This window comes from Agarivorans litoreus (genome assembly GCF_019649015.1).
GTDB classification, from domain to species: Bacteria; Pseudomonadota; Gammaproteobacteria; order Enterobacterales; family Celerinatantimonadaceae; genus Agarivorans; species Agarivorans litoreus.
Genome location: NZ_BLPI01000001.1, coordinates 1,998,587 through 2,024,503 on the forward strand (window position 1 = coordinate 1,998,587; position 25,917 = coordinate 2,024,503).

Sequence of the window (25,917 nt, forward strand, 5' to 3'; positions counted from 1 at the left end):
ACCCATTCCCTCAAAAATACTAGTGATTTAGATATCACTAGAAAAAGAGCCGCTATTATTACACTTAATAAATAATCCAATCAATAGAGATTATAATAATTTTAACAATAAAATTTTTCTGGCTTTCTTTGTGTTTTGATATTTTTATTGTTAGCATTCAAGCCTTTGTTTTAGCTGCATTGAGTGTCGGATTTCTTTACAGTGAACAAAAAACAAACAAACACAATAGTCATTTTAAATAACATGAATATTGTTCTTGTATGGCTACAAGTAATTTAAAAGCAATATAAATAACAAGATCTAAAGAATTCTAAATAAACGGTAAAATTTAATTAATATATTTGTCATGCATTATTAAAGTAATGTATATGGCTAGCGAATTAGGGTAGTACTCATGGATGATGCAAACAAAGATCAAGCTGCTTCGCCAAACACCAAGGCTGAAAATAAAACTGCAAGCTCAACGGCATCAGATAAAACCGTTGTAAACAACACCGAAACAGCAACAAGCAAAAAAACCAATGCACGCTCCAACAAAGAGCAAGTGATAAATCGGGTGATTAAAAAGCGCTACCAAATCGAAGACCTAGTGGGTCATGGTGGTATGTGCGATGTTTACCGAGCAAAAGACTTGTTGTTAGAAGCAGCTGGTGACAGCCAACCTTATGTAGCCATCAAATTGCTGCAGAAAGAATTTCATGACCAGCCAGATGCTGCTCGAATTCTTATCCGAGAAGCACGCAAGACTCAGCGCTTAAGCCACCCAAATATCATCCGAGTACATGACTTCGGGGTAGATCAAGAAGATTACTACCTGGTTATGGAATGGTTAGACGGGCAAACACTTGATGAAGTCATTAAAAGTCATCGCCCCAATGGCCTTACCTTTAAAAGCAGCTTAGCGCTGCTCACTCAGTTAACCTCAGCGCTTCGTTATGCCCACCAAAATGGCGTAGTACACGCCGATTTAAAACCGGGTAACATCATGTTATCCCGAGATGGCACCATTAAGATTTTTGACTTTGGTGTATCTCGCGCACTCAACCTAAATGCCGATCAATATGCTGCCGACAAACCTGAAGAAACTTCACCAGTTAGCGGATTTACACCTACTTATGCCTCGCCAGAGTTGTTAGATGGCGCCGCACCAAGCATTGCAGACGACGTATTTGCGTTTAGCTGTATTGCCTACGAGTTGTTGTCGAGTAAACACCCCTTCAATCGCAAAACCGCTAACCAGGCGGCTAAAGAAAACATTACTCCTAGTAAGCCAAAGCATGCACCTTTGTTACGCTGGGGTAAGCTGAAGCGCGGCCTCAACTTCAATTTAAAACAACGAGTAACCGATTTAGACCAAATCGAAAAAAGCCTTACCCAAAGCTTTTTAAAGCCCGGTTTAAGTGTGATTGCCATTGTTGGTGTTGCCGCTGCGCTCAGTTATGGTTTCCAACAAATGGATGGTCAGCTAAAGCATAGCCAACAAGAATTAAGCCGACTACAGCGGGAGAACTCAGCCAATCAAGACTTAGTGAGCTTAAGCCCGCAGCAGTTTTTGCCTATGCTAAATACCATTCCGGCAAAACAGCATGTGCCAAAACAAGCCTTGCTAAGAGACAAGCAACGTTTGGTGATCGATTTTTACGAGAAACAAATCGACGATTTACTTAATAATCGCCAAAACGCCTACCCAGATTATTACGCTATCCAATCTTTGCTGCAGGAAGTAAACCGCATTTACCCAGATTCATACAGCTTGGCCTTAATTGCTGAAGATGTGAACCAAGGGTGGATGAGCACAGTTGAAGCATTGGTTCAGCGACTCGACTTACATTTGGAGCAGGGTCGTTACCAACATAGTGAAGATGGCGATGACGTTTACACGATTTACCAAGATTTGCTGCAAGTGAGAACTGACTATCAGTTTGCACCTAACGAAAAATCTGAACAGGTATTTACTCAGTTGTTTGATAAAGCGGCCGACCAACTTGATGTGGTTGCTTTAGCGCAAATGATTGAAACAGGTGAAACCTTCTTCGCCAACAGCGAACAACAGCAAGAGCGTATTGCTCGAGCACTTGAGCTAAAAACTGCCATTGCTGCTATGGCTAGTTACAAACAAGCTATCGCCGATGAGCAAGAAGCAGAGTTTCCCTATCAAGCTGCTGAAGTGTTTTACCAAAATCACTTTAGTCAATTACAAGAGCGTATCAATGGCCTTACTCGGGTGAAAACCCTAGATAAAATGGCCAAAGAAGTAGACAACATGGCTAAAGACTTGCCCGACGATTTTTCTCACTTAGTTGAAACTCGTCAAACAATGGCCAACAAATACCTTCGCTTCTCTGATTACTTGCTGAAAAAACGCCGCACCAAAGAAGCTGGCGCAGTAATGAAGAAAGCCCAAGACTTGATGACGAAAGTGCAAGATGCACGAGTGGCAGATAATGCCTAGCAACGCTGTTGCCCGTTAGTTCTAAATAACAAGGCTGAGAAATCGGCCTTTTTCATTCCGCTGCGCCCATGTCTTCTCTCATTTCAGCCAAAGCTAGAGCCCTTAGCTTCGTTAGCAATCTGCGGATAAAAGCCATTACCTTTTAATGATTTACAAAAAAGTTACCCGCTAATGCACCTTTCAGAATGTAGCCATACTCAGGTCTTTTAACATGTATAAAAGGTGTTCAAAAACGCGAGAATGCTCACAGCACACCACGGTTAAATTATATAATAATACAAATAATCTGGAGAGACGTTATAAGTAACTAAAGGGACTACCTATGCGCATACAAAAAAAATTAGCTTTAAGTGCCACCATGTTTACCGCTTGTTTAGCATTTTCGGCTCAGGCCCATGTTCAAGATCCGCAGCTTACCGAGTACCGTGCAGATAAAGGTAAAAGCTCGGTCTGGTTGTCTCATGAAGACTCAAGTGGCGGCTTAGGCGATGTTGGTAGCTCTAAAGATAGTGCCTTTGGTGACGAGGGCTCTTCTCGTTTTCGCTTTAAGCGAGACGTATCAAACCATGACTTCAACGCTAAACCAGGCTTAAGCCAAATTGTTAGTGGTTTACCTGCCAATACCGATATGAGTTTCTCACTTTATTACTGCGACAAAAAAGGCGCTAACTCTCCTACCCAATTACACTTTGGTGTTCGCGAAGTGATCCCCAATGCTCCATTGGCAGGCACCGTGTTAGCAGATGCTAAAGCGCACGTAAAAGACCTAGCACTTGCACCTCAAGGTGATAATAAAAAGTGTTTCAGACAGGTCGCGGTAGATTTCAACACCGGTAACAATGCCCAAGTAGAGATATTTAGCTTGTTAGACGTCGACACTAGCCAAGAACTTAGCTTAGACAAAGAACTTGAAGTTCGAGTCGATGAGTTCGCAATAACTCCAAAGTAAGCTTAACATTGACATAATGTCTTCTAATCACAGGATTAGTTAACACTGTAAAGCTTTACGAGAACAAATTAGAGATTCCCATCAGCTGAATTAGAACGCCACTCAAGCTAAAAAACAGCAATGACCAATAATGTCGCACTTATTAAGACGAGCATAATTTAAGCTAGCCCCCGTTTTTGCTTATTCACATCAGCAAGAGCGGGGCTTTTTAATAGGAGCATGTAATAATGCTTGCAACATCAAGTAGCCGCCAGCCATTTCATAGCCAACTGCTAAGAGAGCGCCTAGTGAAAAAAATTGCCGTATTCGCCGATGTACAAAACATCTACTACACCTGCCGAGAGGCCTACGCTAAACAATTTAACTACCGCAGGCTATGGCAGCAATTGCAAGAGCAGGGCAGCATTGTTACAGCCTACGCTTACGCCATTGATCGCGGCGACAATCAGCAGCTTAAGTTTCAGGATGCATTAAAACACATTGGTTTTGATGTAAAACTAAAACCCTTTATCCAACGCAGTGATGGTTCAGCTAAAGGTGATTGGGATGTAGGCATTACCATTGACGTACTAGAAGCAGCACGTGAAGTAGACATGGTGGTACTGCTTTCTGGCGATGGCGACTTTGCCATTCTGCTGGACAAAATAAACCAAGATTATGATGTAGAAACACTCGTTTATAGTGTGCCTAGCCTTACTGCCCATGCCTTGATCAACTCCGCCAGTTTATACCAAGCCATCGAACAACCGCTGTTACAGTAGCAGTTCAATCTACTCGGCTTTTAGCGATTTTCGCTGTTTACTCTTTCCACGAGTAACCAATGCTTTTGACTATTTGTCCCCTTAGGGTGAAAAACTTGCTATTTTTTACCCAATTGTTCGCGTTTTCGGCTATTATCGCGCCCCCAATGCTAAAGCAGCAGCGGTAACACTTTTATTTTTCCCTCGAAGAGGACGCCATTGTGAGCCAAACAGATTTTTCCACTCTTGCCCTACACCCCGATCTACTTAAAAACTTAGAGACTCTGGGTTATAGCTCAATGACGCCGATTCAAGCGCAAAGCCTACCGCTGATTTTGGAAGGTAAAGATGTGATTGCCCAAGGCAAAACCGGCTCGGGCAAAACTGCCGCCTTTGGCCTAGGCTTGCTAAATGCCTTAAAGGTAAAACGCTTTCGCATTCAAACTTTAGTATTGTGCCCAACTCGCGAACTGGCCGACCAAGTGGCCAAAGAAATTCGCAAATTGGCGCGCAGTATTCACAACATTAAAGTGCTTACCCTATGTGGCGGCATGCCTTTTGGCCCGCAAATCGGCTCTTTAGAGCACGGTGCGCACATTGTAGTGGGCACGCCGGGGCGCATTGAAGAGCATTTACGCAAAGGCACATTACGTTTAGACAACGTGAAAAACTTAATCTTAGATGAAGCCGACCGCATGCTGGAAATGGGCTTTCAATCGGCCATTGATGCGATTATTGAATTAGCGCCTAAGCAGCGCCAAACCTTGTTATTTAGTGCTACTTTCCCCGAGCAAATCGAAAGTATCGCCAATAACATTATGCACCAGCCAGTGCGGGTAGAAGTGGCCAGCACCCACGACAATAGCTCTATTAGCCAACACTTTTTTAAAGTAGATGATAATGAACAGCGAATGCTAGCGTTGCGTTTATTGCTATTACAACATCGCCCTAAATCCAGCGTTGTGTTTTGCAATACCAAGCGAGAAGCACAAGAAGTGGCCGATGAACTTAGCTTACTCGGTTTTAGCGCTTTAGCCCTGCATGGCGATTTAGAGCAGCGCGAACGAGACCAAACCTTAGTGCAATTTGCCAACAACAGTGCGGCAATTTTAGTGGCTACCGACGTAGCCGCTCGTGGCTTAGATATTGACTCTTTAGATGCAGTATTCAACTACCACTTAGCGCGCGATACCGAAGTGCATGTGCACCGCATTGGCCGAACTGGTCGTGCCGGCAGCAAAGGCATTGCCTGTTCTTTCTTTAGCGATAAAGAGCACTATAAAGTGGCCTTACTTGAAGACTACCTAGGCCGTAGCATTAATGATGAAGAGCTTCCATCAATGGCTTTGCTCAACAAAAAGCCAACCGCACCGCTTATGGCTACCTTGCAAATAGATGGCGGTAAAAAGCAGAAAGTACGCGCTGGAGATATTCTTGGCGCACTCACCGGTGAAAATGGCATTGCTGGCGCACAAGTAGGCAAAATTAATTTGTTTGATAACCGCGCTTATGTGGCTGTAGAGCGAGACGCTCTTAAACGCGCACGCAAAAAGCTAGAAGACGGAAAAATGAAAGGACGTTCTTTTAGAGTTCGCCATCTGCCTTGCTAATAGTTGCTAACAACTCGCCAGTTTTTCCTGGCGAGTTGTTTAGGGTCTGTTGATCTTTGCTGATGGTTTTTGCAGCAATTTATTAGCCATTTAGGCAAGGCAGTGAGTGTGCAGTTAAGTGGGCTTAATAATCACTCGCTAACGCTGAATAAATGGCTAAGAAATGCTGCCCGAAGGGTTCGGATAAGCGAACTTTACTCTTTGTTAAGCACTTCTTACTTAGCCCACTAGGCTTCTAAGTGCTCGCCGCGATTAAAGCCCGTTTATCTCGAACAAAATTTCAACACCAAAGATCAACAGCCCCTAATAAGTATTGTAATTAAATACTAGGCTGCCGCCTTTCAGCACACTACCATAATTAAACAGCAAACCTATACTCACATTATCTAACCAACCCTCACCATAAGCACCTGTGCCCATTAACAAATCAAGACCAAACTCGTAATAATGCGGTGTTTGAAAGGCCTCATTAGTATTACCACTTAGGTCAACCCGAGATGCAGAAAGCTGCCCGGCAAAAGAAATATCCAACATGCGCCCAATGGGATGAGAGTAATACAGCGTATTTCTCCAAGAACTAGCCTTAATATCAACTTGATGCGGGGGAATATCTGAACCAAAACTCTCGCCATGCATATATGCATAACGCGAGCGGTATTTAAGTTTGTGTTTACTCCATCTCTTTTGATACTGCAGGGCTAGACTAGGCTGTAACATCCAAGTGTTCAGCGAAAAATTAGTTAACACTCCATCAAATACTGGCTGAAAAATCTGGCTGATAGCATTATTGTAGGTGTACTCTTGCTCTAAACGTCGAATACTGCCTCCCAATTCAGCAGTAAATCGCCAATTTTTCAGGCCATCCCAATGCACCCCACCAGCAAAAAATGCGGAATAGATTTTAAGCTTTTCATGATCGCGGCTTGGATCTAACTCTTCGAACAAGCTGATATCGTGAAAACGCTGGGTATACCCCAAACGTCCAGTTACGTAACTTTCCCATACGCTTCCATGCCAAGGCAAAGCTAGCGTTAAAGGTAAAGTGATGGTTTTCAGCTCATTTTTCAGTCGGTTAGCGTCATCGCCACCCAAGTTGTCATCATCAATGGGAATAAAGCCAGAAGGGTCAAAGTTAACAAAACCAATGGTTACCGTTTCACGGTCATGAATCACCGCATCGGCGGCAAAGGTGCCTGCTAAGTTACGCTGCAATATCGGCAATATCTCATCTTCTAAGTGCCCGTCCACCAATGCAGCGTGGCTAGGCAGAGCAGCTAATATCAAACTAGCAACCAGCCAATTGTTGCGAGCGTTAATAGCATGCATCCATGAATAAAACTGCAACGACGCCTCCTGCTTAACGCTGAGTAATTAGCGTTTTCTTTTATCTAAATGATAGCGCAGAGCCATAGAAATGCAGATCCGCAACTCTTCCAAAGGCCATGCTGAGTCTAAAGGGAGTAGCAAAGCCCGCTGTTTTTGATAAACAAACAACCCAGGAAACAAGGTTTGGTAGCTGTCCACCAAGCTCGTTTTACAGTTTACATATAAACCCAAATACTCGGCCTGCTTGGTGCTCCACGCAACCCGTAAAGTACTGCCCGATTTGCTTTGTTCGGTCACAAAGGACAGCTCTCCCCACTTTAAAGTTTCTAACAGCTCTCCCACCCCTTCAGAACCTGTAGCAACTGCCAGTATCTCGGTTCTTAGCCTTAATACTTGTTACTGCACCGCTGCAGGATAGCGTGCAATGGCGGCTTGTAATTCAGGCTTTAAGGGCTTATCCATTACCACTGCTTCGCTGAGTTTATCGCTCGCTGAAATAGCGGCCAAGAAATAAGGTGCTGCTGGTAACGCCCAGCAGCGCCATCAAGCTCGATACCATAATTGGCTAAGCGTAAGGCCATAACCGCATAAAAAGCATCTACAGCGCCGGCTTGATTAAAGGCAAAGCAGCCGTCGAACTGCTGCCAAATCTCGCTCAAACGTGCTATTTCGGTATTAATCTCAACAGATAAACTGGCTGGCCGGGCTTGTTTTTCAAACTGAAAAGGTAAGCCTTGGCGAATTGCCGTAAAGCCAGCATGTAACTCCGCCAAATAGCTACGAGCTTGAGCACGTAAATCGGCTTGAACAGGGTAAAGCTTGCCTGAAGCTTGTTCGTTTAAGTACTCGCTAATGGCCAAAGAGTCATGAATGACCAAATCATCGACGTGCAACACCGGTACGAGTTTACTGGGTGACAACTTAGCGAGTTGCTGCTGATAGCCCGCTTCACCAAGTAGGATGGCATTGCAGCTAAACTCCAGATCTGCCAAATGCATACAAAGGTAAGCCCGCAATGACCAAGTAGAGTCTCGCCCTACAACAAGTTGATAATGTTGCGCCATATTAGCCTCCTTGCACAGCGGCTTTTAGTCCTCGCTGCCGACTGTAAATAGTGAGCAAAATACCCCCTAATACTAAACCCGCCGAGAGCATAAAGCTAAATCCAAGCGGCTCGCTGGCAAAAGCCCAGCCACCTAAAGCAGCAATAAGTGGCACCAATAACTGCAACACCGCAGCCTGGCTCGCCGACAATCCACCCAAAGCGATGTACCAAATCCAATAACCGAGTCCCGACGCTAGCGCGCCAGAGCTAAGTGCCAGTAGCAAGCCATAAGTGCTTAAGGCTGATTGGCTCACCAACCAAGGCAGTAATACCACTAAAAAAGGTAAACTACGCCAAAAATTAAAACAGGTATCTCTACTAGGGCTTAATGAACCGCGGCCATTTAAGGTATAAACACCCCAGGCACAGCCTGCCACCACCATAAGTATAAAACCTAGCACCGATACCGACGCTTGCTCACTGGGTGCGAGCAAAATAATCAAACCACTAAACGCCAAAACAATGCCTGCCAGCTCGCCCAAACGTAAGCGCGCACCGTTAACTATCGATATGCCCACCATGCTTAGCTGCACCGCAGCAAACAATATTAATGCACCGATGCCGGTGTCTAAGTAAAGGTAAGCAAAAGAGAAGCAAGCCGCGTAGCTAAACAACATTAAACCAGACCACCAACTGCCTTTACTTTGAGCCTTGCCAGAAGATGGCTTAAGGCTAAGCAATATTGCTAGGGTAACGGCGCCCGCTAATAAACGCACTGCGGTAAAACTAGCAGCATCAATTTGCGGCTCGCCGAGTGCTAAGCGACATAGCACCGAGTTACCTGCAAATGCAATTAAGGCCACCACGGTAGCCAACCAAGTTGCAATGGGGGATGTTTTATTCACTGTCTGACCATACCGCAAACTCATTACCACTAGGCTCGCAAAAATGAAAACGTCGACCACCAGGGAAACTAAAAATGTCTTTTACTATTCTTCCCCCTGCCGCTTCCACTTTAGCCAAGGTTTGCTCAAGTTGTTCACTATAAAAAACCAGTAAAGCAGCACCATTTGCCGTACTAGAAGCTAACGGAGCGTGAAAAAAACCGCCATCTAAACCTTGACCAGAAAAGGCCGTATATTGCTCGCCAAAGTCTTCAAATTGCCACGCAAAGGCTTGGCTAAAAAACTGTTTAGTCGCCGCTAAATCACTGCTGGGAAACTCAACATAGTTTAATTTTTCGTGCTGATTCATTACGCTTTCCTTGGCTATTCATTTGAATAAATTACAAAAACACAGTGCCTTCAAAATAGGTTTTAGCATGACCTGCAATAGCCACTCGATCGCCAAGCTGCTGACAATGTAATACTCCACCGCGCGTAGAAGCTTGATAAGCCAGTAGCTCATCTTTACCCAAACGCTTAGTCCAAAACGGTGTGAGACCCGCATGAATTGAACCCGTGACCGGATCTTCAGCACCGCCATTGGCTGGCCAAAAATAGCGTGAAACAAAATCATGTTCTTCACCGGGGGCCGTTACTACAACATCATAAGGCGCTAAGGTTTTGAGTAACTCTAAGTCAACCTCTAGGGCCTCTACCTGGGCCTGTTGTTGGTAGACCAGGAAATACGCTTGTTGATTTCGCCATACTTCAGTGGGTTTAACCGATACACCATCAAGCAAAGCCGACGGCGTTTCAAACTCCATGTGTGGCGGGCAACTCGGGAAGTCCATTACAATTAAACCACTATCACCACGGCGCGCTTTTAGTTCACCCACTTGCAAGGTAGTAAAGTGGAGTTGTTGCAGTGTTGGCTGTTGATTAAACAAAACATGGGCTGCTGCCAATGTAGCATGGCCGCAGAAGTCAATTTCGCAGATTGGTGAAAACCAACGAATAAGGTAGGAGCCCGGTTCGTCGGCTACTAAGAAGGCTGTTTCAGAAAGGTTATTTTCAATAGCAATTGCCTGCATTACGCTATCTTCTAACCAAGCTTCTAAGACAATAACCGCAGCAGGATTACCGCCAAAAAGATCACGGGTAAAGCTATCTACCTGATGCATTTTTACGCTCATAACAGTCCTTATTGATTAAACTAAAGTCTAATGGTTAGCAAGCCCGCCGGTATGCTTAGCTCAAGAGAAGTCACCCAACTGATCTGAACAGTTGACGAAAGATCACGAATACACCTTTACATTACCCCAATATACGTTACACTTCGCTCGCTGGTAAAGGTTACAGCGGATATTTATGCCCCATACAAATACGTTGATTTTTCGCAATTTCACCCTGTTTGTTCGTCAGTAATTTCTGCATCTTTCGGCACCCTAGATTTATCTATTTTCGGATAAATTTTATTTATTATTTTTGGAGATTACTCATGGCTACAGGTCGCGTAAAATGGTTCGACGAGCAAAAAGGTTTTGGTTTCATCGAGCGTCCAGACGGTAAAGATGTATTCGTACACTTCCGTGCTATTCAAAGCGAAGGTTACAAAACTTTAGCTGAAGGCCAAGAAGTTACTTTTGAAGTAGAAGAAGGTCCAAAAGGCCCTCAAGCTGCTAACGTAAAAGTTGCTTAATCTGGCTTTTAAGGCATAAGTCTCCAATTAGTCTTCAGATTAATTAGACACTAGCTTTAAGCTTAAAAAAACGGTCCTACGGGCCGTTTTTTGTTTTCCGGCCTTTAGGGGCTGTTTATCTTAATTAGCTAAAGACTCTGCTGCAGCGGCTGCAACATGAATCGCCGTGGTATCGTATAAAGGCAAGTCACAATGGCTTTGTTGTACCAATAAGCCAATCTCAGTACATCCCAAGATCACCGCCTCGGCACCTCGCGCTGCGAGCTCAGCAATTTCAGCCAAATATCGCTCTCGAGAGTCAGCATTGATTTTACCTAAACACAGCTCTTGATAGATAATCTGATGAACTATCTCCATTCCCTTTTCTTGTGGCACCAAGACGTCTAATTCACGCTGCTCTAGTCGACCTTTATAAAAATCTTGCTCCATAGTGAAGCGGGTGCCTAATAACCCTACTTTCTTAATACCATCTTCCAGCAGTTTATTAGCGGTTGCATCGGCGATGTGTAATAAAGGGATCTGCAGCGCTTGCTCCACTTCTGCCGCGACTTTATGCATGGTATTAGTGGCAATCAATAAAAAGTCAGCACCCGAAGCTTGCACCGATAACCCGGCGCCCACCATTTTATTGGCTAAGGCAGCCCAGTTACCTTGATGCTGCAAAGCCTCTATTTCAGCAAAATCTACGCTCACTAAGTTAACCTTCGCCGAATGCAACCCACCCTTTGCCTGTTTAATGGCAACATTTAACTGCTGATAATAGCTAAGGCTTGATTCCCAACTCATACCACCAATAATGCCAATGGTTTTCATCGCCAACTATCTCTCCTATTACCACTTAGTGGGTTTCTCTATTTCATAGAGCTCGTCGGCAATACTGTCAATGCGATTTTGTACTACTGCTTGAGCATCTTGTAAGCCTTGATTGTAGTAAAAAGCCCCTATTTCTTTAGAGAAAAAATCCAACAAAAACTCTGCATCAAACTGGCCTATCTCAATGTCCAATTGCTGCTCACAATAGCCTTGAATTTTGTTTACCAAGGCTGTTTTCTGCTCACTAGAAAACTCTATTTTTGACATGACTAGTCCTTAATCAAGCTCTGATTAATCTGCTCTTCAGTTTTTATCTGTTGCTGCCAATAGCCCACGTCTATCCAGCTGCCAAACTTAAAACCCACTCGTTCAAACTCTGCCACTTTCTGAAAGCCCAAATACTCATGCAGTTTAATGCTTGCTGGATTTGGTAACGCTATACCTGCAATTACCGTGCTTATAGGATAGTCAGATAATCGTTCTAACAAGGCTTGATACAATCTCTTACCGATGCCTTTACCTGCTGCACCATTGGCAATGTAGATTGAGCTTTCTACGGAAAAGCGATAAGCACTCCTCGGCTTCCAAGGACTCACATAGGCGTATCCGAGGATCTCACCAGCTTCTTCAAATACCAACCAAGGCAGTTGTTTCTGAATACTGGCGATACGCTCTGCCATAACACCTTGACTCACGCGCTGCTCTTCAAACGTAGCACCACTAGTCTCAATGTAATAATTATAGATTTGGCAAATCTGCTGACTGTCTCTGCCTTGAGCGTCTCTAATCATCTATTCCTACCTACATCAATTGAATAAACCCACAAAGCCAACGCAAATAATTTCACCCTAACTTCAACTAATATTTTCATCAAAATTGCGCTGAAACAAGGCTTAGTGAGCCATGCTTTCTCAGAAGTGTCAGACTAGGGAAGACTAACTCACGATTCACTATTAAAAAAGAGCAGCTCTTGGCTGCTCTAATTATAGGTCTAACTTTATTTATCCCTTTACTCAGCCTAAGCGAATAGCTTAGTAAAATGATGGCTCTTAATATCAAAACCATTACGTAAATAAAAACGGTGCGCACCAAAGCGCTGCACACCAGAGCCTAAATGAAACTGCTCACAGCCTTGTTGTTTAGCATAATTTTCCAACCACTGTAGCAACTGCAAACCGATACCTTTAGAACGGGCGTTTTCTATCGTGACTAAATCATCTAAATACAAATGTTTTCCCCAAGACAGCTTCCAACCGATAACAAAGCCGGCCACCGCAACAACTTGCTCATCCATGGTTAAATAAGCCAATTGGTAGCCCTGCTGTAGCTGTACGCCGATTTGCTCAATCAACTGCTCCTTACTAAAGCTGGGGCGAAGCAGCAACATGACGTCGGCAAGTTTAGCTAAATCATCTTCAGGCTCGAATAACTGGATAGGCATTACTTCTCTCAATAAAGTATTTACAATGTTTTCATCATCCACACATCACAACCACTGTGAATGCTATTAACAAAAGGCTCTGACAGACGGTAAAAGCCTAGAGACTGATATAAAGCAATCGCCGACTCCATGGTGCTTAAGGTATCTAAGTAGCACTGCTGGTAACCGCGCAGTTTAGCTTCTTGTAAACAATGCTGGGCTAAGGTCTTACCAATACCTTGGCCTCGGCATTGTGGATTAACAAACAGCTTACGTAGCTCACAGGTTTTTGAAGCATCGTCTAATTCTGCAATACCTCCGCAGCCTACAACTTGGTTTTGCTGCAATGCCACCCAATAACCCCGTTGAGGCTCACTGTAATTCAGGCTCATTGCTTCTACTTCTGGATCAGAAGGTCCAAAGCCCTCACCGATAGCGCCAAATTCACGGCCGCCACACTGAATCAGCTGTTTAACTGCTTGGTTGTGTGAGGCATCAATGGGATGAATCGTAAAACTCAAAACCATCTCCTAGTATTAAGCTTTATACTGTTGAAAAAAACAAAGCCTTGTGAGGAACACTCTAACAAGGCTATTTGACAATATTATTTTGCAGCGGTGCTGGCAGTTTCTTGTTCATTGTCTGGGTCTGCAAACACCTCAGCCACTGAACTACGAGTTAACTCACCTTTGAGGTTGCCATCTTCATCCACCACCGGTAGAGAGAACTCGGTTTCTAAACTCTCGGTAAGTACACTTTCAATAATCGCATCAGGTGAAACTGTGGGCACATCTTGATACTCACAAGACTCAAACTGCTCATTACCTTTGTTGATTGAAGCCTCTTCTAAGGCGTCTTGGGTAACAATACCTTGATAACCGTCTTCGGTTACGTGGTAAGCATAATCCCCCTTTATTTTCTTCATCTGCTGTAAGGCTTCACTGATGGTATCGGCAGTAATCCGGCGAGCTGGTGGCTGCATCACTGTTTCAACGGTTAAGGCGCGAGCTCTATTCACGTCTTTAACAAAGGCTTCAACATAATCGGTGGCAGGGTGCAGCAAAATGTCGTCTGGCGTGCCTTGCTGAACCACTTCACCATCTTTAAGAATGGCAATTTTGTCGCCCAAACGTAGTGCTTCATCTAAGTCATGAGTAATAAAGATAATGGTTTTGTGTAAAGTTTCTTGTAGCTCGATTAGCTGATCTTGCATTTCACTGCGGATCAGCGGATCAAGAGCTGAAAAAGCTTCGTCCATCAACAGGATCTCTGCATCGGTACACAAAGCACGGGCTAAACCCACTCGCTGCTGCTGTCCACCAGACAATTGCGTCGGATATTGCTGCTCATAACCATTTAAACCAACGGTATCTAACCATTCTTGGGCTTTGGCCACGCGCTGCTCTTTTGCCACACCTTGCACGGTGAGACCATAAGCGACGTTTTCAATCACGGTGCGATGTGGCATTAAACCAAAGCGTTGAAATACCATCGACATTTTATGGCGACGAAAATCTTGCAGCTCTTTAGCGCTCAACTTCATTACGTCGGTGCCCTCAATGCTAATCACCCCTTCAGTTGGGTCGATTAAGCGATTGAAGTGACGAATAAGCGTCGATTTACCCGAGCCCGATAAGCCCATAATGACGTAAATCTCACCTTGCTGAATTTCGAGGTTGATGTCTTTTAAGCCTAGAGTGTGGCCAGTTTCAGCCAAGATTTTATCTTTGCTTTCTCCGGCTTTAACCCGCGGCATTACCTGTTTAGGATTCTCACCAAATAGCTTGTACAAGCCCTGAATTTTAACGAGTGGCTCAGTCATGCTTTAGTCCTTGAAGGTGAGCTTGGGTTCGCTTAGCGTAAGCTTGCGACACACGGTCAAAGATAATCGCTAAAGCAACAATAGCTAAACCGTTCAGTAGCCCCAAGGTGAAATACTGATTGGTAATTGATTTTAATACCGGTTGGCCCAAACCTTTCACGCCTATCATTGAGGCAATAACAACCATAGATAATGCCATCATAATGGTTTGGTTAATTCCGGCCATAATGGTTGGCATAGCTAGTGGCATTTGTACCCCAAACAAACGTTGCCAAGCACTAGCCCCATAGGCTGTAGCGGCTTCGAGAACCTCTTTGTCAACAAGGCGAATGCCTAGATTAGTTAAGCGAATCACCGGAGGAATACCGTAAATAACCACCGCAATCACCCCTGGTATTTTACCGATACCTAATAGCATCACTACGGGAATCAAATAAACAAAAGCGGGTAGCGTCTGCATAACATCGAGCATAGGCGTAATAATGGCTTGGGCACGATTGGAGCGAGCCATAATAACACCGATGGGGATGCCCAAGGCAATCGCCAGCATGGTACAGACGGTAATAATGCTCATGGTTCGCATCATGTCTTCCCACATGCCAAAGTAGCCGACCAACAACAGCGACACCACTGAGCCAATGACTAACTTCCATGATCGACTGGCTAAATATACTAAGCCTGCACAAACAATTAATACCAACCACCAAGGCGTGGTGATTAACAATTTTTCAAACCAAACTAAAAATTGCAGCAGGGGATCAAAAAACGACTCGATGGCCTCACCATACTCTCGAGAAAAATCACGATATGCACCATCTAAAGACTTACGAATAACGGTGAGATCGGCTCGACTCATTTGTGGAAAACGTTCCAACCATGACGAATCCGCCATAACAAACTACCTCTATATAAAAACGCGAAAGGCCAACCTAAGGTTGGCCTTTTTATGGCTCAAATTACATACTTGCTAGAGCTTTAGTCACTTTAGCGGCAACATCTTCGGGTACCCAAGCTTTCCAGCTATCTGGGTTTTCTGTTAAGTAATGATACATTGCCGCATCACCATCGGCTTGGTTATCTTCCATCCAAGCTAATAACTCGTTCATTTGCGCATTGGTAAATGAGCGTTTAGTGATGTATTCATAAGCTGCAGGTGCTTTGCTAGCAAAGTCTTCAGTAGTAACCGAGTGCACTGCCGAAGGCGGGTACATCGTTACTTTAGGGTTTTCACAGCCCTCTTGAGTAGTACAGGTCAAGAATTCTTGCTCGTCGATACCATTACCAGTATCAACTTTAACCATTTTGTATTTACCTAGTACTGCAGTTGGTGCCCAGTAGTAACCAAACCAGCCTTGCTCACGAGTGTAAGCTTTAGCGATAGAACCGGACAAACCAGCACCAGAGCCTGGGTCAATCAGTTCAAAGCCTGATTTCTCAAGCTCTAAGGCTTCAAATAAGTTACTAGCAGAAATTTGGCAGTTCCAGCCAGCTGGACAGCCATAGAAAGCCGAAAGCTCTTTGCTTTCTGGGTGAACAAATAATTTGGCGTATTTTTTAACACCTTCGATAGTGGCAATCTCAGGGTATTGGTCAACTAGGTATTGAGGAACCCAAAAGCCTTCTTCTCCACCATCTGATAACGATTTACCGGCAAAACGTAAACGTTTTTCAGCAACACCACGCTCTAGGGTTTCTTTAGCAGAGTTAGTCCATAATTCAGGAGCAATATCTGGTTCGCCTTTTTCCATCATAGAGACAGTAGTTGGCATAGTATCCCCAGGCACCAATTCAGCCTCACAGCCATAGCCATGTTCTAAAATAAACTTATCTACATTGGCAATAACTGTTGCAGAACTCCAGTTCATGTCGGCAATCGTTACACTGCCACAACTATCCTCCGCTTGAGCAAAACCGCTAACCAAAAGCAGTGCTGCGTATCTTAATTTCATATCCCTATCTTCCCTTTGTTTGCCTTTTTAGCCCTTAGAATCATACACCTCAAATAATTAGAGTTCAAATTAACTGCTGTGTATACCCTGTGCTTTAAGTATGGGATATACTTCTAAAAATACCAATTTAGCTCACTACCACTTATGCAAAAAACTGTTTACTGGCAAGACGTTCTCATTTCTTTGCGGAAAATTATTCGCGCTACCGATCTACAATCTAAACGGATTGTAAAAGCCTGTGGATTAACCATTCCACAAGTAATGGTGTTAAGAGCGATTGAAGATTTAGGTACCGTAACGGTGAAACATCTATCTGATGAGGTATCACTAAGCCAGGCTACTGTTACCACTATTTTAAACCGTTTAGAAGAGCGCCAACTAATTGAGCGAATTCGCAGCGCATCGGATCGACGCATTGTCAACCCAAGGCTCACCGAGAAGGGTATGAATATTCTTACAACAGTCCCCCCCTTGCTGCATGAAGAATTTATTCAACGTTTTGAAAATTTACAAGACTGGGAAAAAACGCAAATACTGTCATCTTTGCAGCATATTGCATCAATGATGGACGCTCAATCTATCGACGCCTCACCGCTATTAGATATTAATGCACCGGATAAAGATCTAAACAAATAGCCCTAAAATAGTTACAGTTCGAATTAAGTTTTGTTATCAGATGCAAGACCTGAGAGATTTAATATGTCGCTAGCAACACCATCTAAACTATGTTGATTGTTCTTCGCCCAATAGCGCTTAATACCCTGCTCGCCTTGTTTGCTTGCCCAATTTGCCAAATCGTCACGCTGTGCAACAAAGTCATAAAAAGGTACCGACATGCCACAAGAGCTTTGCACCATATCAATGTCTAACAAGTAAAGTTGTCGCGCCCCCACTTGCTGTGGAAATAATTCAATATATTGCTGCCACTCTGCATCACCGCGGTGTAGCGCTTTAGCTCGACCATACAATCGCAAGATCACCGGTTTGCCCTCAAAGGCACAAAACATAATGGTCATACGTGAGCTTTGTTTTAAGTGAGCGGCAGTTTCATTACCACTACCAGTTAAATTGAGCCAAACAATTTGCTGCTGGTTAAGTACCCGAAACGAGTCCATGCCTTTGGGTGATAAATTCACTTTACCTTCGGCTGCAGCGGTTGCCACAAAAAACATCTTTTGCTGTGCGATAAACTCAATATGCGGGGTTATCATCGCACCAAATTGCTTACCCATAGGTCTACCTCAACAATCACTAAATCTTCAATTACTTACCAAATTAACAAGCAATCACGAATTCACACTACATTGCGCAAAAAACAGTCCTCAAAGAATTATAAACATGACCTTAATCACGCTTTGTAATCTTATCGTGTACCACATCTACCCACCTATCTAAACTGTATGAATGCAAGGAGGCTATATGCAAAAAATTCTCTTTTTATTGCTGTTTTTACCATCATTATGCTTTGCCAAGACCTTAAACATTCCTGGCTCACCCAATGCCGAAACGCTGCCGTTTGTTCTAGCTAAAGAAATAGTAAAACGCAGCAATATTTATGACTCGGTGGGTTACCCCTATGGCAGTGCAGGGGAGATTTCCTTTGCTAAAACCGTTGCCGATTTAAATGATGGAGTACTGGATCTATTTTGGACTGCTACCTCTGCCGACCGTGAACAACAGCAAAGCGCAGTCTATTTCCCTATTTACCGTGGAACCTTAGGTATGCGCTTAGGTATTGTTGAGCAAGGTAAAAGTGACATCTTCAAGCAAGTGACCAGCTTTGCGCAAATGCGCCAATACATTCCCTGCCAAGGTAAATTGTGGGCTGATACTGCCATTCTTGAAGCCAACGGCATTAAAGTGGCTAAAAGCCTTGGTTATGGCAATATTTTTGCGATGTTAGAAGCCGACCGTTGTGATTACTTCCCACGCGGCATTTTTGAACCGTGGAGCGAAGTGAAGCGCGAAGCAAAATACAATCTAACTGTAGATAGCTACGTCATGCTGCGCTACAAAATGCCATTTTTCTTTTTTGTTAAAAAAGACAATCAACGCTTAGCCACACACCTCAACGATATTCTTTATCAAATGTTTGAAGATGGCAGTTATCAAAAAATGTTTCTTAACGACCCAGATGTGAAGAATGCTTTGGAGCTAGGCAAACTAGAAAAGCGCACTATTTTTGATTTAGAAAATCCCTACCTTACCGATAAAGTGAATGCCATTCCGCAAAAAATTTGGTTTGACCCACTGGCTGGACAATAATTTATGAAAACAATTACCGCAAAACTCGCCTCGCTACTTGTTATCGTTATTCTCGTGTCTGGGCTGATTGTAATCGGCGCACTTTATTGGCTTAGTAGCGCATCGCTAAATGAACAGTTCCAGAACGACAAACTCGCTCTCACCAAGCAAATGAGCATCATTCTGAAAGAACCGGTGTTTGTATATGACTTTGATGTAATTAAAGCCACCATTGATGCCTTTATCGATGAACCGATGATTGCAGGCATCAAGGTAAGTGATCAACGTGGCAAACTAATGGCCGAAAATCACAACTCAGGTTTTAGTCCAGATGAAACCATTACTATTGATTTAGATTGGGATGGCAAACCACTAGGCACGATTGAAATAGGGGTAACCAAACAAGCCATCAATACCGCTTTAATAAATGAGTTAAGCAAAGATATTCTTACTATTGTTTTAATGACTGCACTAATTATCGTGCTGCTTATCTTGGCACTGCGCAAAGTTATCATCGCGCCACTTGCTAACGTGAATAATGTATTGGCCGGCATTGCCCAAGGTGACGGTGATTTAACCGCGCGTATTCCTGTAACCAGTGAAGATGAAATTGGTCAATTAGGCCACAATTTCAATAGCTTTATCGAAACCGTACAAAGCATTGTGCAAGACATGGCCGAAGCCGCGACTCAGCTAGAACTGGTGTCTGAAAGCGTACGAGTAATTAATGACAAAAACACCGCTAATACCTTTGAGCAAACAGAGCTAACGTCTACCTCTTTAACCAACCTACAACAGCTAGGCATCGCCACCAAAGAAATAGCCAGTAATGCAGAGAGCACAGCTTCTCGCACTCAACAAGCTTATCAGCTATCGATGGATGGCCACAAAGCCATTGATGCAAATATTGCTCAAGTGGGCGAGCTAGTGAAAAACCTTGATCGCACCGCCGATGAAGTGACCAGCCTCAAACAAGTCAGCGACAACATTGGCAGCGTATTGGATGTTATTAAAGGCATTGCGGAACAAACTAACTTATTGGCTTTAAATGCCGCAATTGAAGCTGCGCGAGCTGGCGAATCAGGTAGAGGTTTTGCCGTTGTAGCCGATGAAGTGCGAGCCCTGGCCAGTAAAACCCATGAATCTACTACCGAAATCGAATCCATTATTGGTGATTTACAAAGCCAAGCTGAAACCTCTTACCAAGCCACTCAAGCAGGTAAAGAAATGGTCAGTCAAACCATCTCTTCTGCCGAAGGTACCGGTGAATCACTAGTACAAATCAACCAAGAAATGAATTCAGTAAATGACATGATTACCATGATCGCCAGCGCCAGTGAAGAGCAGTCTAATGTGACAAGTGCAGTAACAGCAGATATGGAATCACTCAGCCTTGGTGCACAATCTCTCAGCGAAGACAGCAAACAACTGCAACAAGCCACCGAAGATTTATTAGAGGTAGGTCATCAACTCGTCACACAGGTCAACCGCTTTAAGTACTAAGTCCTAGGTTACACCATTCAAAAAGCTTAAGCCTTTGCTTAAGCTTTTTTCTCTGTTAAACCCGTTTATTTAGCAGGCCGACATTTAGCAAGAATTGAATCTAAATGACTGGCGAAGGCTTTGCGATCAGCTTGACTAAGCGCAGCAGGGCCGCCGGTATGCACTCCACTAGAACGCATCGTGTCCATGAAGTCACGCATATTTAGTCGCGACTTAATGTTGCTTTTTGTATAGAGTTCACCACGCGGACTTAGGGCTTGAGCCCGCTTGGTGATCACTTCATCGGCGAGAGGAATATCCGAGGTGATGACTAAGTCCCCAGCAGCCACTCGCGCCACAATCTCATTATCAGCCACATCAAAACCGGCGCTTACTTGCAAGCTAGTAATCACCTTAGACGGCGGCGTTTTGATGTATTGATTAGCCACCAAGGTTAAGGGTATTTGGGTGCGTTCGGCGGCACGGAACAAAATCTCTTTAATCACCACTGGACAAGCGTCAGCATCAACCCAAATTTTCATGACATTCTCTCTTCGAACAATAATGCCGCTACTATGCCCAAGTGGCAGCTAATTACAAGATAAGGCGCATATCAATGTTATACACATCGGTTTGAAAACCGCCATATTCAACAAAGCCACAACGTTGATAAAAATGCCGCGCGCGATGATTACTCTGCTGAGTTCCCCCCATCAATACTAAGCTACGGGCGCCTTGCCGCTTATACTCAGCCATCAAGGGTTGCATCGCCGCCATGGCCAGCCCAGCGTTTTGATAGTCATCGGCAATGCAGGGGGCAAGTATCACATCTAGCTCAGCTTGTAAGCTAACTCCCTGCACATAATAGCGCTGGTATTCAGGCTCTAACATTTCTTGTTCAAAGATCAAATAACCGACAATGACTTCACCATCGGCAATCACCCAACGCTGCGCGCTGTCATCGGCAAGCGCTTCACATAAATGCAGGGCATATTCACTGCTCAAAGGATGAGGTCCAAAGCGGCTACGACTGGCTTCACTTAGGGCGACAAAAAACGCCCCTAATGCTGTTGCATCTTGCTCATTGAGCAGCCGGAGCAGAAAGTCTTGACCATCTTTAGCCTTTATTGGGAACTGCGACATATTACCTCTTGTTACTAATATAGAGTTAAATAGGATAACTTTGGCGGCTCCTGTAAGCCTACAACCGCCCCTTAACCGAAACATAGAGTAAATTGCCTGTTTATCCACAATGACTATAACTAGCAGCTGTTGGTTTAGGTAAACTAAATGCTAGCTCTAGCAAACGCTCGGCTATACTCATTAGGTGACTCCTGACGAAAATTCGTTACTACCCTTTGTTGCCTTCAGACTAGCACGATTTCAGCAGTCCGCTTTGCTAGCTCAATATTGGCGCTTAACCCTAACTTACTGTAAGCTGCACGCCCGCCACTTAGCGGCCATACTTACTATCACAAGAGACCAACTATGAGCTTTGACTCCCTGGGTTTATCTAAACCTTTATTAGACGCCGTAGCCGCACAAGGTTACGACACGCCCTCTCCTATTCAAGCCAAAGCCATTCCTGTGATTTTAGAAGGCAAAGACATCATGGCTGCCGCGCAAACCGGTACCGGTAAAACAGCAGGTTTTACCTTGCCCTTGCTAGAATTGCTAAGTAAAGGACCTAAAGTGCGCGCCAATCAAGTTCGCGCCCTTGTGCTTACTCCAACACGTGAGCTAGCTGCACAGGTTGGCGAAAGCGTGAGTACTTACGGCAAGAACATGGACCTAAGCTCTACGGTAGTATTTGGTGGAGTGAAAATTAATCCGCAAATGCAAAAGCTGCGTCGTGGCGCAGATGTGCTGGTAGCAACCCCTGGCCGTTTATTAGATCTTTACCAGCAAAACGCGTTTCGTTTTCAGCAGTTAGAAGTGATTATATTTGACGAAGCTGACCGCATGTTAGACATGGGTTTTATTCACGACATTAGAAAGATTTTGGCCTTGCTGCCAAAACAGCGCCAAACCTTAATGTTCTCGGCTACCTTCTCAGAAGAAATTAGAACACTGGCCAAAAGCTTGGTTAAAGACCCCGTTGAAGTATCGGTAACACCACCAAACGCTACCGCAAAAACCGTAAAACAGTGGATTGTACCGGTTGATAAAAGTAAAAAGTCTGGCCTGCTTACTCAGCTGATTAAAGATAATGATTGGCAGCAAGTATTGGTATTTAGCCGCACCAAACATGGCGCCAACCGCTTAGCCAAACATTTAGAACAGCGCAAAATCTCAGCCGCTGCGATTCACGGCAATAAAAGCCAAGGCGCACGTACCCGTGCACTGGCGGAATTTAAAAGTGGTGATGTACGAGTATTAGTTGCCACCGACATTGCTGCACGTGGCTTAGACATCGATCAACTGCCGCAAGTAGTGAACTTTGATTTACCTAATGTGGCCGAAGATTACGTACACCGCATTGGCCGCACTGGCCGAGCGGGTTCAACAGGTCAGGCAGTGTCTTTGGTATGTGCTGATGAAGTGGCAGATTTAATTGGCATTGAGCGACTCACTGGCCAGTTATTAGAACGTAAAGAAGTAGCCGGTTTTGAACCAAGCACCCAGTTACCAGTAACCCGCGATACTCGCCCCTTAAAAGCTAAAAAGCCGAAAAAGCCTAAAAGTCCACGTAGCGAACATAAAGATGGTCAGCGCTCTAGCGAAAATGCACGAGGTAACAAACCGGTCGGAAAAAATCGCCGCCACACTGGGGGTGGCACCAATAAGACCAGCCGCCGCTTTGCTAAGCCTAATACAAACAACTCGGGCAACAAATAACAAAAAGCCGGTGACATCACCGGCTTTTTTCTAGGCTAAAAACTCTCTTCTAGCTGATTTACTGGTTTTAAACTTGCCGCCGTAGGCCGAAGTTTGGGTGCTTGAGCTTGCGTCCATCACCCCGCGAGCTTTCACGCAGAAATGGGTTGCCTCGATGCTAATGGCTACGTCTTCGGTACCCAACAAACTTTGTAAGGCCACCAGCACTTGCTGAGTTAAGCGCTCTTGTACCTGCGGACGCTGCGCAAAGAAGCGCACAATGCGGTTAATTTTTGACAAACCAATAATGTGGTCTTTAGGAATGTAAGCTACTTTCGCCAAACCATCGATGGTGACAAAATGGTGCTCACAAGTGCTGGTAAAGGCAATATCCGACACCTTCACCATCTCTTCCACGGCCATTTTATTTTCAATGATGCTGATTTTTGGGAAGCGCGAATAATCTAAACCCGAGAACACTTCATCAACAAACATTTTTGCAATACGGTGCGGGGTTTCGGCCAAGCTATCATCACTTAAATCTAAACCCAAGGTAGCCACTACATCAGTCAAAGAGGCTTTTATCTTATTGTACTTCTGCTCATTGCTTAATTGATTGTCCACTAAGGGAGTTTCTATCCCTTTATCAACCAACGCTTGGCGTACTTGAATTGCCTCTGGTGACAAGCAAGCGTCTTTTCTAAATTGTTTTTCAGCTAACGCTACTTTCATAATCACTTCCTTTAGATAGTTTCTTGGTTCACCCGCTACGGTTTAGTTAACAACACTATTAACCCTAGACCAGATGGCGACCACCGTCTAAGCCGATGGTGCGACCGGTTATATATTTGCTAGCCAGCAAGTAGTTAACCGCTGCTACTGCTTCACTGGCGCCCGGCTCAAGCGCCATTAATGATTTTGCCAAGGCTTTAGTCCGATACTCCGGAGGATCATCTTGGTTAAACATTAACAACGAGGGCGCAATACTATTCACTTTTACCGCTGGTGCAAGCTTAGCGGCAAAAGAATGGGTTAAATTAGCCAAACCCGCTTTACTGGCCGCATAAGCAATATGCTTGCTGCTGCCTTTATCTGCGACATAATCCGTCATATGAATAATGTCGCTAGCCTGTTGATCTTGATGATTTTTTAGCAGCTCTTCAAAGGCGATATTGAGCTGATAAGGCGCACTAACATGCACACTCCACATGGCTTGCATTAAATGGTGCTGATTATCTAGCGCAGTATTGTTTAACCACTGCGAAGCATTATGGATAACCGCACGTAAGGCAGAATAGTTCTCGAGTACGTAAGCAATAAATTGGCTAATGCCTTGTTCATCGCTAAAATCGGCAATGACGCAATCTGCGCCTTTATCTCTTAAGGCTTGTACCGCAGGTTTGTCACTACGATAGGTCACAAGCACCGAGTAACCTTGCTGCAGCAAATCTTCGGCAATGGCTAAGCCTAAGCGCTGGGTGCCGCCAGTAATTAGCACTGGTGCACTGCTGTTAGCTGGCTTACTCGGCATCACGCGAGCCCGATAAAGTTACCGATACCGAATCTGCAAATCGTAAGGCATGCGGTTTATCGACGGTGATGCTGGCATTAATCACCCGCGGTTCATCCATCGCAAGGGTGAGTAAGTCGGCACACAGTTTTTCCAATAGACGAAAGTGGCCTTGCTCAACGTGGGCGATCATCGCTTTGGTAATCACCTTATAATTGAGAGCCAAATCCTCACTATCCGCTTCGCAGGCTTTGCTTGCTTGATAACGAATTTCGGCATTTATCACCACATCTTGCTGCTTACTAAGCTCTTCTTCGTTAAAACCGATATACGTTCGCAAGCGCAAATTGGTAATCGTAATTAGCGCTGGTTCGAGCCGAAAACTATTGGCCAATGGCGTTAGGTTAGATACATTTGTTTTAGATACGTTGCTCATAGAGCTCTCTCTTTATTTAAATTGCTTACTACATACCTAGCCCAGTTTGGCGGGCTTTAACAGCTGAAACGTTTTTTTGCTGTCGTTTGTGTGAAGGCAAACTAAGACTGTTTTTGAATCACCAAACTTACCGAGCCCACTTTAAATCCAAATTTTCGCATCACTGACTCATTCACAATGGTGGTTGAGTTAACCAAATACATTTTGTCTTCGACCACCACATCTAGCGGATTGCCTTTATATTGCAAAGTGAGCACATAGTCCATAAACAAGGCATTGCCTGCTAAGTGCATCTTGGCGGGTTGGCTAACATCGTTAGCACTGGCAAGGTAGCTACCATCTTGCTGCTTGCGCAGCGTCCAAATGCGTTGTAGCTTTTCGCCATCGTCAAAAACAAAATGCTCATCAAGAGTGCCAAGCCCTTGCTCGTCCCAGCTAGCATCGATGGTGACGTTAAAATAGCGAATCAACTCTCCCGAACGGTTTTTAACAATGCCATGTGCGCTAAGTTGACCGTCAAAAAAATCTTCCAAAACCAAGGTGGGTTGGTTGTCTGCGTAACTGGAAACATCGGCACTAGAACAGCCCCACAAACCTGCCAGTAGGCTAAGTAACAAGAGGTATTTTCGATGTACGCTAGAGGCTAGTTGCATATCTATCTACGCCAGTTTTAACAATTACTCTTAAAACGGCTAGTGATTGGGAATAGATCTACCGGC

At 44.3% G+C, this 25,917-nt stretch carries 30 protein-coding genes; 9 read left to right on the forward strand and 21 right to left on the reverse strand.

All coding sequences use genetic code 11. From position 1 onward, the window contains the following. Positions 1-394: 394 nt before the first annotated feature. From K5L93_RS09220 to dbpA, 4 genes are all read left to right on the forward strand, one after another. A complete protein-coding gene (locus K5L93_RS09220; protein WP_220719482.1) occupies positions 395-2,452 on the forward strand; it encodes a serine/threonine-protein kinase in 2,058 nt (685 codons plus the stop codon). A 322-nt stretch (positions 2,453-2,774) separates the two neighbouring features. Continuing rightward, entirely contained in the window at positions 2,775-3,401 is a 627-nt protein-coding gene (locus tag K5L93_RS09225; RefSeq protein WP_220719484.1) for a hypothetical protein, read from the forward strand. A gap of 287 nt (positions 3,402-3,688) precedes the next feature. Then, positions 3,689-4,162: an NYN domain-containing protein gene (locus K5L93_RS09230; RefSeq protein WP_220721489.1), complete on the forward strand. Its 474-nt coding sequence runs from the start codon at positions 3,689-3,691 to the stop codon at positions 4,160-4,162. Between the two features lie 200 nt (positions 4,163-4,362). Next, entirely contained in the window at positions 4,363-5,751 is a 1,389-nt protein-coding gene (gene dbpA / locus K5L93_RS09235; RefSeq protein WP_220719486.1) for an ATP-dependent RNA helicase DbpA, read from the forward strand. A gap of 303 nt (positions 5,752-6,054) precedes the next feature. Here the strand turns inward: dbpA and K5L93_RS09240 are convergent, their stop codons facing one another. The 6 genes from K5L93_RS09240 to K5L93_RS09265 form a co-directional block, all read right to left on the reverse strand. Further along, on the reverse strand, positions 6,055-7,095 hold the full coding sequence (locus tag K5L93_RS09240; protein ID WP_220719487.1) for a Solitary outer membrane autotransporter beta-barrel domain: 1,041 nt from the start codon (positions 7,093-7,095) through the stop codon (positions 6,055-6,057). Positions 7,096-7,122: 27 nt separating this feature from the next. Then, positions 7,123-7,374: a hypothetical protein gene (locus K5L93_RS09245; protein WP_220719488.1), complete on the reverse strand. Its 252-nt coding sequence runs from the start codon at positions 7,372-7,374 to the stop codon at positions 7,123-7,125. 164 nt (positions 7,375-7,538) lie between these two features. Next, positions 7,539-8,141, reverse strand: coding sequence for a glutathione S-transferase N-terminal domain-containing protein (locus tag K5L93_RS09250; RefSeq protein ID WP_220719489.1), 603 nt, complete (start codon positions 8,139-8,141; stop codon positions 7,539-7,541). 1 nt (position 8,142) lies between these two features. Beyond that, on the reverse strand, positions 8,143-9,027 hold the full coding sequence (locus K5L93_RS09255) for a DMT family transporter (RefSeq protein WP_220719490.1): 885 nt from the start codon (positions 9,025-9,027) through the stop codon (positions 8,143-8,145). Further along, a complete protein-coding gene (locus K5L93_RS09260) occupies positions 9,020-9,376 on the reverse strand; it encodes a VOC family protein (protein WP_220719491.1) in 357 nt (118 codons plus the stop codon). The genes K5L93_RS09255 and K5L93_RS09260 overlap by 8 nt, the downstream gene beginning before the upstream one ends. A gap of 31 nt (positions 9,377-9,407) precedes the next feature. Next, positions 9,408-10,199, reverse strand: coding sequence for a PhzF family phenazine biosynthesis protein (locus K5L93_RS09265; RefSeq protein ID WP_220719492.1), 792 nt, complete (start codon positions 10,197-10,199; stop codon positions 9,408-9,410). A gap of 305 nt (positions 10,200-10,504) precedes the next feature. Here K5L93_RS09265 and K5L93_RS09270 point away from each other — a divergent pair, with 305 nt between their 5' ends. Next, on the forward strand, positions 10,505-10,705 hold the full coding sequence (locus K5L93_RS09270) for a cold-shock protein (protein ID WP_016399963.1): 201 nt from the start codon (positions 10,505-10,507) through the stop codon (positions 10,703-10,705). Between the two features lie 120 nt (positions 10,706-10,825). Here K5L93_RS09270 and K5L93_RS09275 read toward each other — a convergent pair whose 3' ends face one another. From K5L93_RS09275 to K5L93_RS09310, 8 genes are all read right to left on the reverse strand, one after another. Continuing rightward, positions 10,826-11,518 carry an aspartate/glutamate racemase family protein gene (locus tag K5L93_RS09275; protein ID WP_220721490.1) on the reverse strand — a complete coding sequence of 231 codons (693 nt, stop codon included), beginning with the start codon at positions 11,516-11,518 and terminating at the stop codon, positions 10,826-10,828. An 18-nt stretch (positions 11,519-11,536) separates the two neighbouring features. Further along, positions 11,537-11,785, reverse strand: a complete 249-nt coding sequence (locus K5L93_RS09280) for a DUF2164 domain-containing protein (RefSeq protein ID WP_220719493.1) — start codon at positions 11,783-11,785, stop codon at positions 11,537-11,539. Between the two features lie 2 nt (positions 11,786-11,787). Then, positions 11,788-12,309: a GNAT family N-acetyltransferase gene (locus K5L93_RS09285; RefSeq protein ID WP_220719494.1), complete on the reverse strand. Its 522-nt coding sequence runs from the start codon at positions 12,307-12,309 to the stop codon at positions 11,788-11,790. A 227-nt stretch (positions 12,310-12,536) separates the two neighbouring features. Further along, complete coding sequence (locus K5L93_RS09290) at positions 12,537-12,959, reverse strand: GNAT family N-acetyltransferase (protein ID WP_220719495.1); 423 nt, start codon at positions 12,957-12,959, stop codon at positions 12,537-12,539. Between the two features lie 20 nt (positions 12,960-12,979). Further along, a complete protein-coding gene (locus tag K5L93_RS09295) occupies positions 12,980-13,459 on the reverse strand; it encodes a GNAT family N-acetyltransferase (RefSeq protein WP_220719497.1) in 480 nt (159 codons plus the stop codon). An 83-nt stretch (positions 13,460-13,542) separates the two neighbouring features. Beyond that, positions 13,543-14,760: a quaternary amine ABC transporter ATP-binding protein gene (locus tag K5L93_RS09300; protein WP_220719499.1), complete on the reverse strand. Its 1,218-nt coding sequence runs from the start codon at positions 14,758-14,760 to the stop codon at positions 13,543-13,545. Then, complete coding sequence (locus K5L93_RS09305) at positions 14,753-15,652, reverse strand: ABC transporter permease (RefSeq protein ID WP_220719501.1); 900 nt, start codon at positions 15,650-15,652, stop codon at positions 14,753-14,755. The genes K5L93_RS09300 and K5L93_RS09305 overlap by 8 nt, the downstream gene beginning before the upstream one ends. Positions 15,653-15,716: 64 nt before the next feature. Continuing rightward, positions 15,717-16,709 carry an ABC transporter substrate-binding protein gene (locus tag K5L93_RS09310; protein ID WP_220719503.1) on the reverse strand — a complete coding sequence of 331 codons (993 nt, stop codon included), beginning with the start codon at positions 16,707-16,709 and terminating at the stop codon, positions 15,717-15,719. 144 nt (positions 16,710-16,853) lie between these two features. Between K5L93_RS09310 and K5L93_RS09315 the strand changes: the two genes are divergently transcribed. Beyond that, complete coding sequence (locus K5L93_RS09315; RefSeq protein ID WP_220719505.1) at positions 16,854-17,345, forward strand: MarR family winged helix-turn-helix transcriptional regulator; 492 nt, start codon at positions 16,854-16,856, stop codon at positions 17,343-17,345. A gap of 23 nt (positions 17,346-17,368) precedes the next feature. Here K5L93_RS09315 and K5L93_RS09320 read toward each other — a convergent pair whose 3' ends face one another. Beyond that, a complete protein-coding gene (locus tag K5L93_RS09320; protein ID WP_246615025.1) occupies positions 17,369-17,941 on the reverse strand; it encodes a pyridoxamine 5'-phosphate oxidase family protein in 573 nt (190 codons plus the stop codon). A 187-nt stretch (positions 17,942-18,128) separates the two neighbouring features. On the opposite strand from K5L93_RS09320, the gene K5L93_RS09325 reads away from it, so the two are divergent. Then, positions 18,129-18,974, forward strand: coding sequence for a transporter substrate-binding domain-containing protein (locus tag K5L93_RS09325; protein WP_220719507.1), 846 nt, complete (start codon positions 18,129-18,131; stop codon positions 18,972-18,974). 3 nt (positions 18,975-18,977) lie between these two features. Beyond that, positions 18,978-20,456: a methyl-accepting chemotaxis protein gene (locus K5L93_RS09330; RefSeq protein ID WP_220719509.1), complete on the forward strand. Its 1,479-nt coding sequence runs from the start codon at positions 18,978-18,980 to the stop codon at positions 20,454-20,456. 65 nt (positions 20,457-20,521) lie between these two features. On the opposite strand, the gene K5L93_RS09335 is transcribed toward K5L93_RS09330, so the two are convergent. Further along, positions 20,522-20,977 carry a YaiI/YqxD family protein gene (locus tag K5L93_RS09335; protein WP_220719512.1) on the reverse strand — a complete coding sequence of 152 codons (456 nt, stop codon included), beginning with the start codon at positions 20,975-20,977 and terminating at the stop codon, positions 20,522-20,524. A gap of 52 nt (positions 20,978-21,029) precedes the next feature. Beyond that, positions 21,030-21,578 carry a GNAT family N-acetyltransferase gene (locus tag K5L93_RS09340; protein WP_220719514.1) on the reverse strand — a complete coding sequence of 183 codons (549 nt, stop codon included), beginning with the start codon at positions 21,576-21,578 and terminating at the stop codon, positions 21,030-21,032. Positions 21,579-21,923: 345 nt separating this feature from the next. Here K5L93_RS09340 and K5L93_RS09345 point away from each other — a divergent pair, with 345 nt between their 5' ends. Then, positions 21,924-23,273, forward strand: coding sequence for a DEAD/DEAH box helicase (locus K5L93_RS09345; RefSeq protein WP_220719515.1), 1,350 nt, complete (start codon positions 21,924-21,926; stop codon positions 23,271-23,273). A 30-nt stretch (positions 23,274-23,303) separates the two neighbouring features. On the opposite strand, the gene folE is transcribed toward K5L93_RS09345, so the two are convergent. The 4 genes from folE to K5L93_RS09365 all read right to left on the reverse strand — a co-directional run bounded on the left by folE (position 23,304) and on the right by K5L93_RS09365 (position 25,851). After that, complete coding sequence (folE, locus tag K5L93_RS09350) at positions 23,304-23,984, reverse strand: GTP cyclohydrolase I FolE (protein WP_220719516.1); 681 nt, start codon at positions 23,982-23,984, stop codon at positions 23,304-23,306. Between the two features lie 64 nt (positions 23,985-24,048). Continuing rightward, positions 24,049-24,783, reverse strand: a complete 735-nt coding sequence (gene folM, locus K5L93_RS09355; protein ID WP_220719517.1) for a dihydromonapterin reductase — start codon at positions 24,781-24,783, stop codon at positions 24,049-24,051. Continuing rightward, positions 24,773-25,198: a dihydroneopterin triphosphate 2'-epimerase gene (gene folX / locus K5L93_RS09360; protein WP_220719518.1), complete on the reverse strand. Its 426-nt coding sequence runs from the start codon at positions 25,196-25,198 to the stop codon at positions 24,773-24,775. Before folX ends, folM begins: the two co-directional genes overlap by 11 nt. Before the next feature lie 101 nt (positions 25,199-25,299). Next, positions 25,300-25,851: a DUF3833 domain-containing protein gene (locus K5L93_RS09365; protein ID WP_220719520.1), complete on the reverse strand. Its 552-nt coding sequence runs from the start codon at positions 25,849-25,851 to the stop codon at positions 25,300-25,302. Between the last annotated feature and the right edge of the window lie 66 nt (positions 25,852-25,917).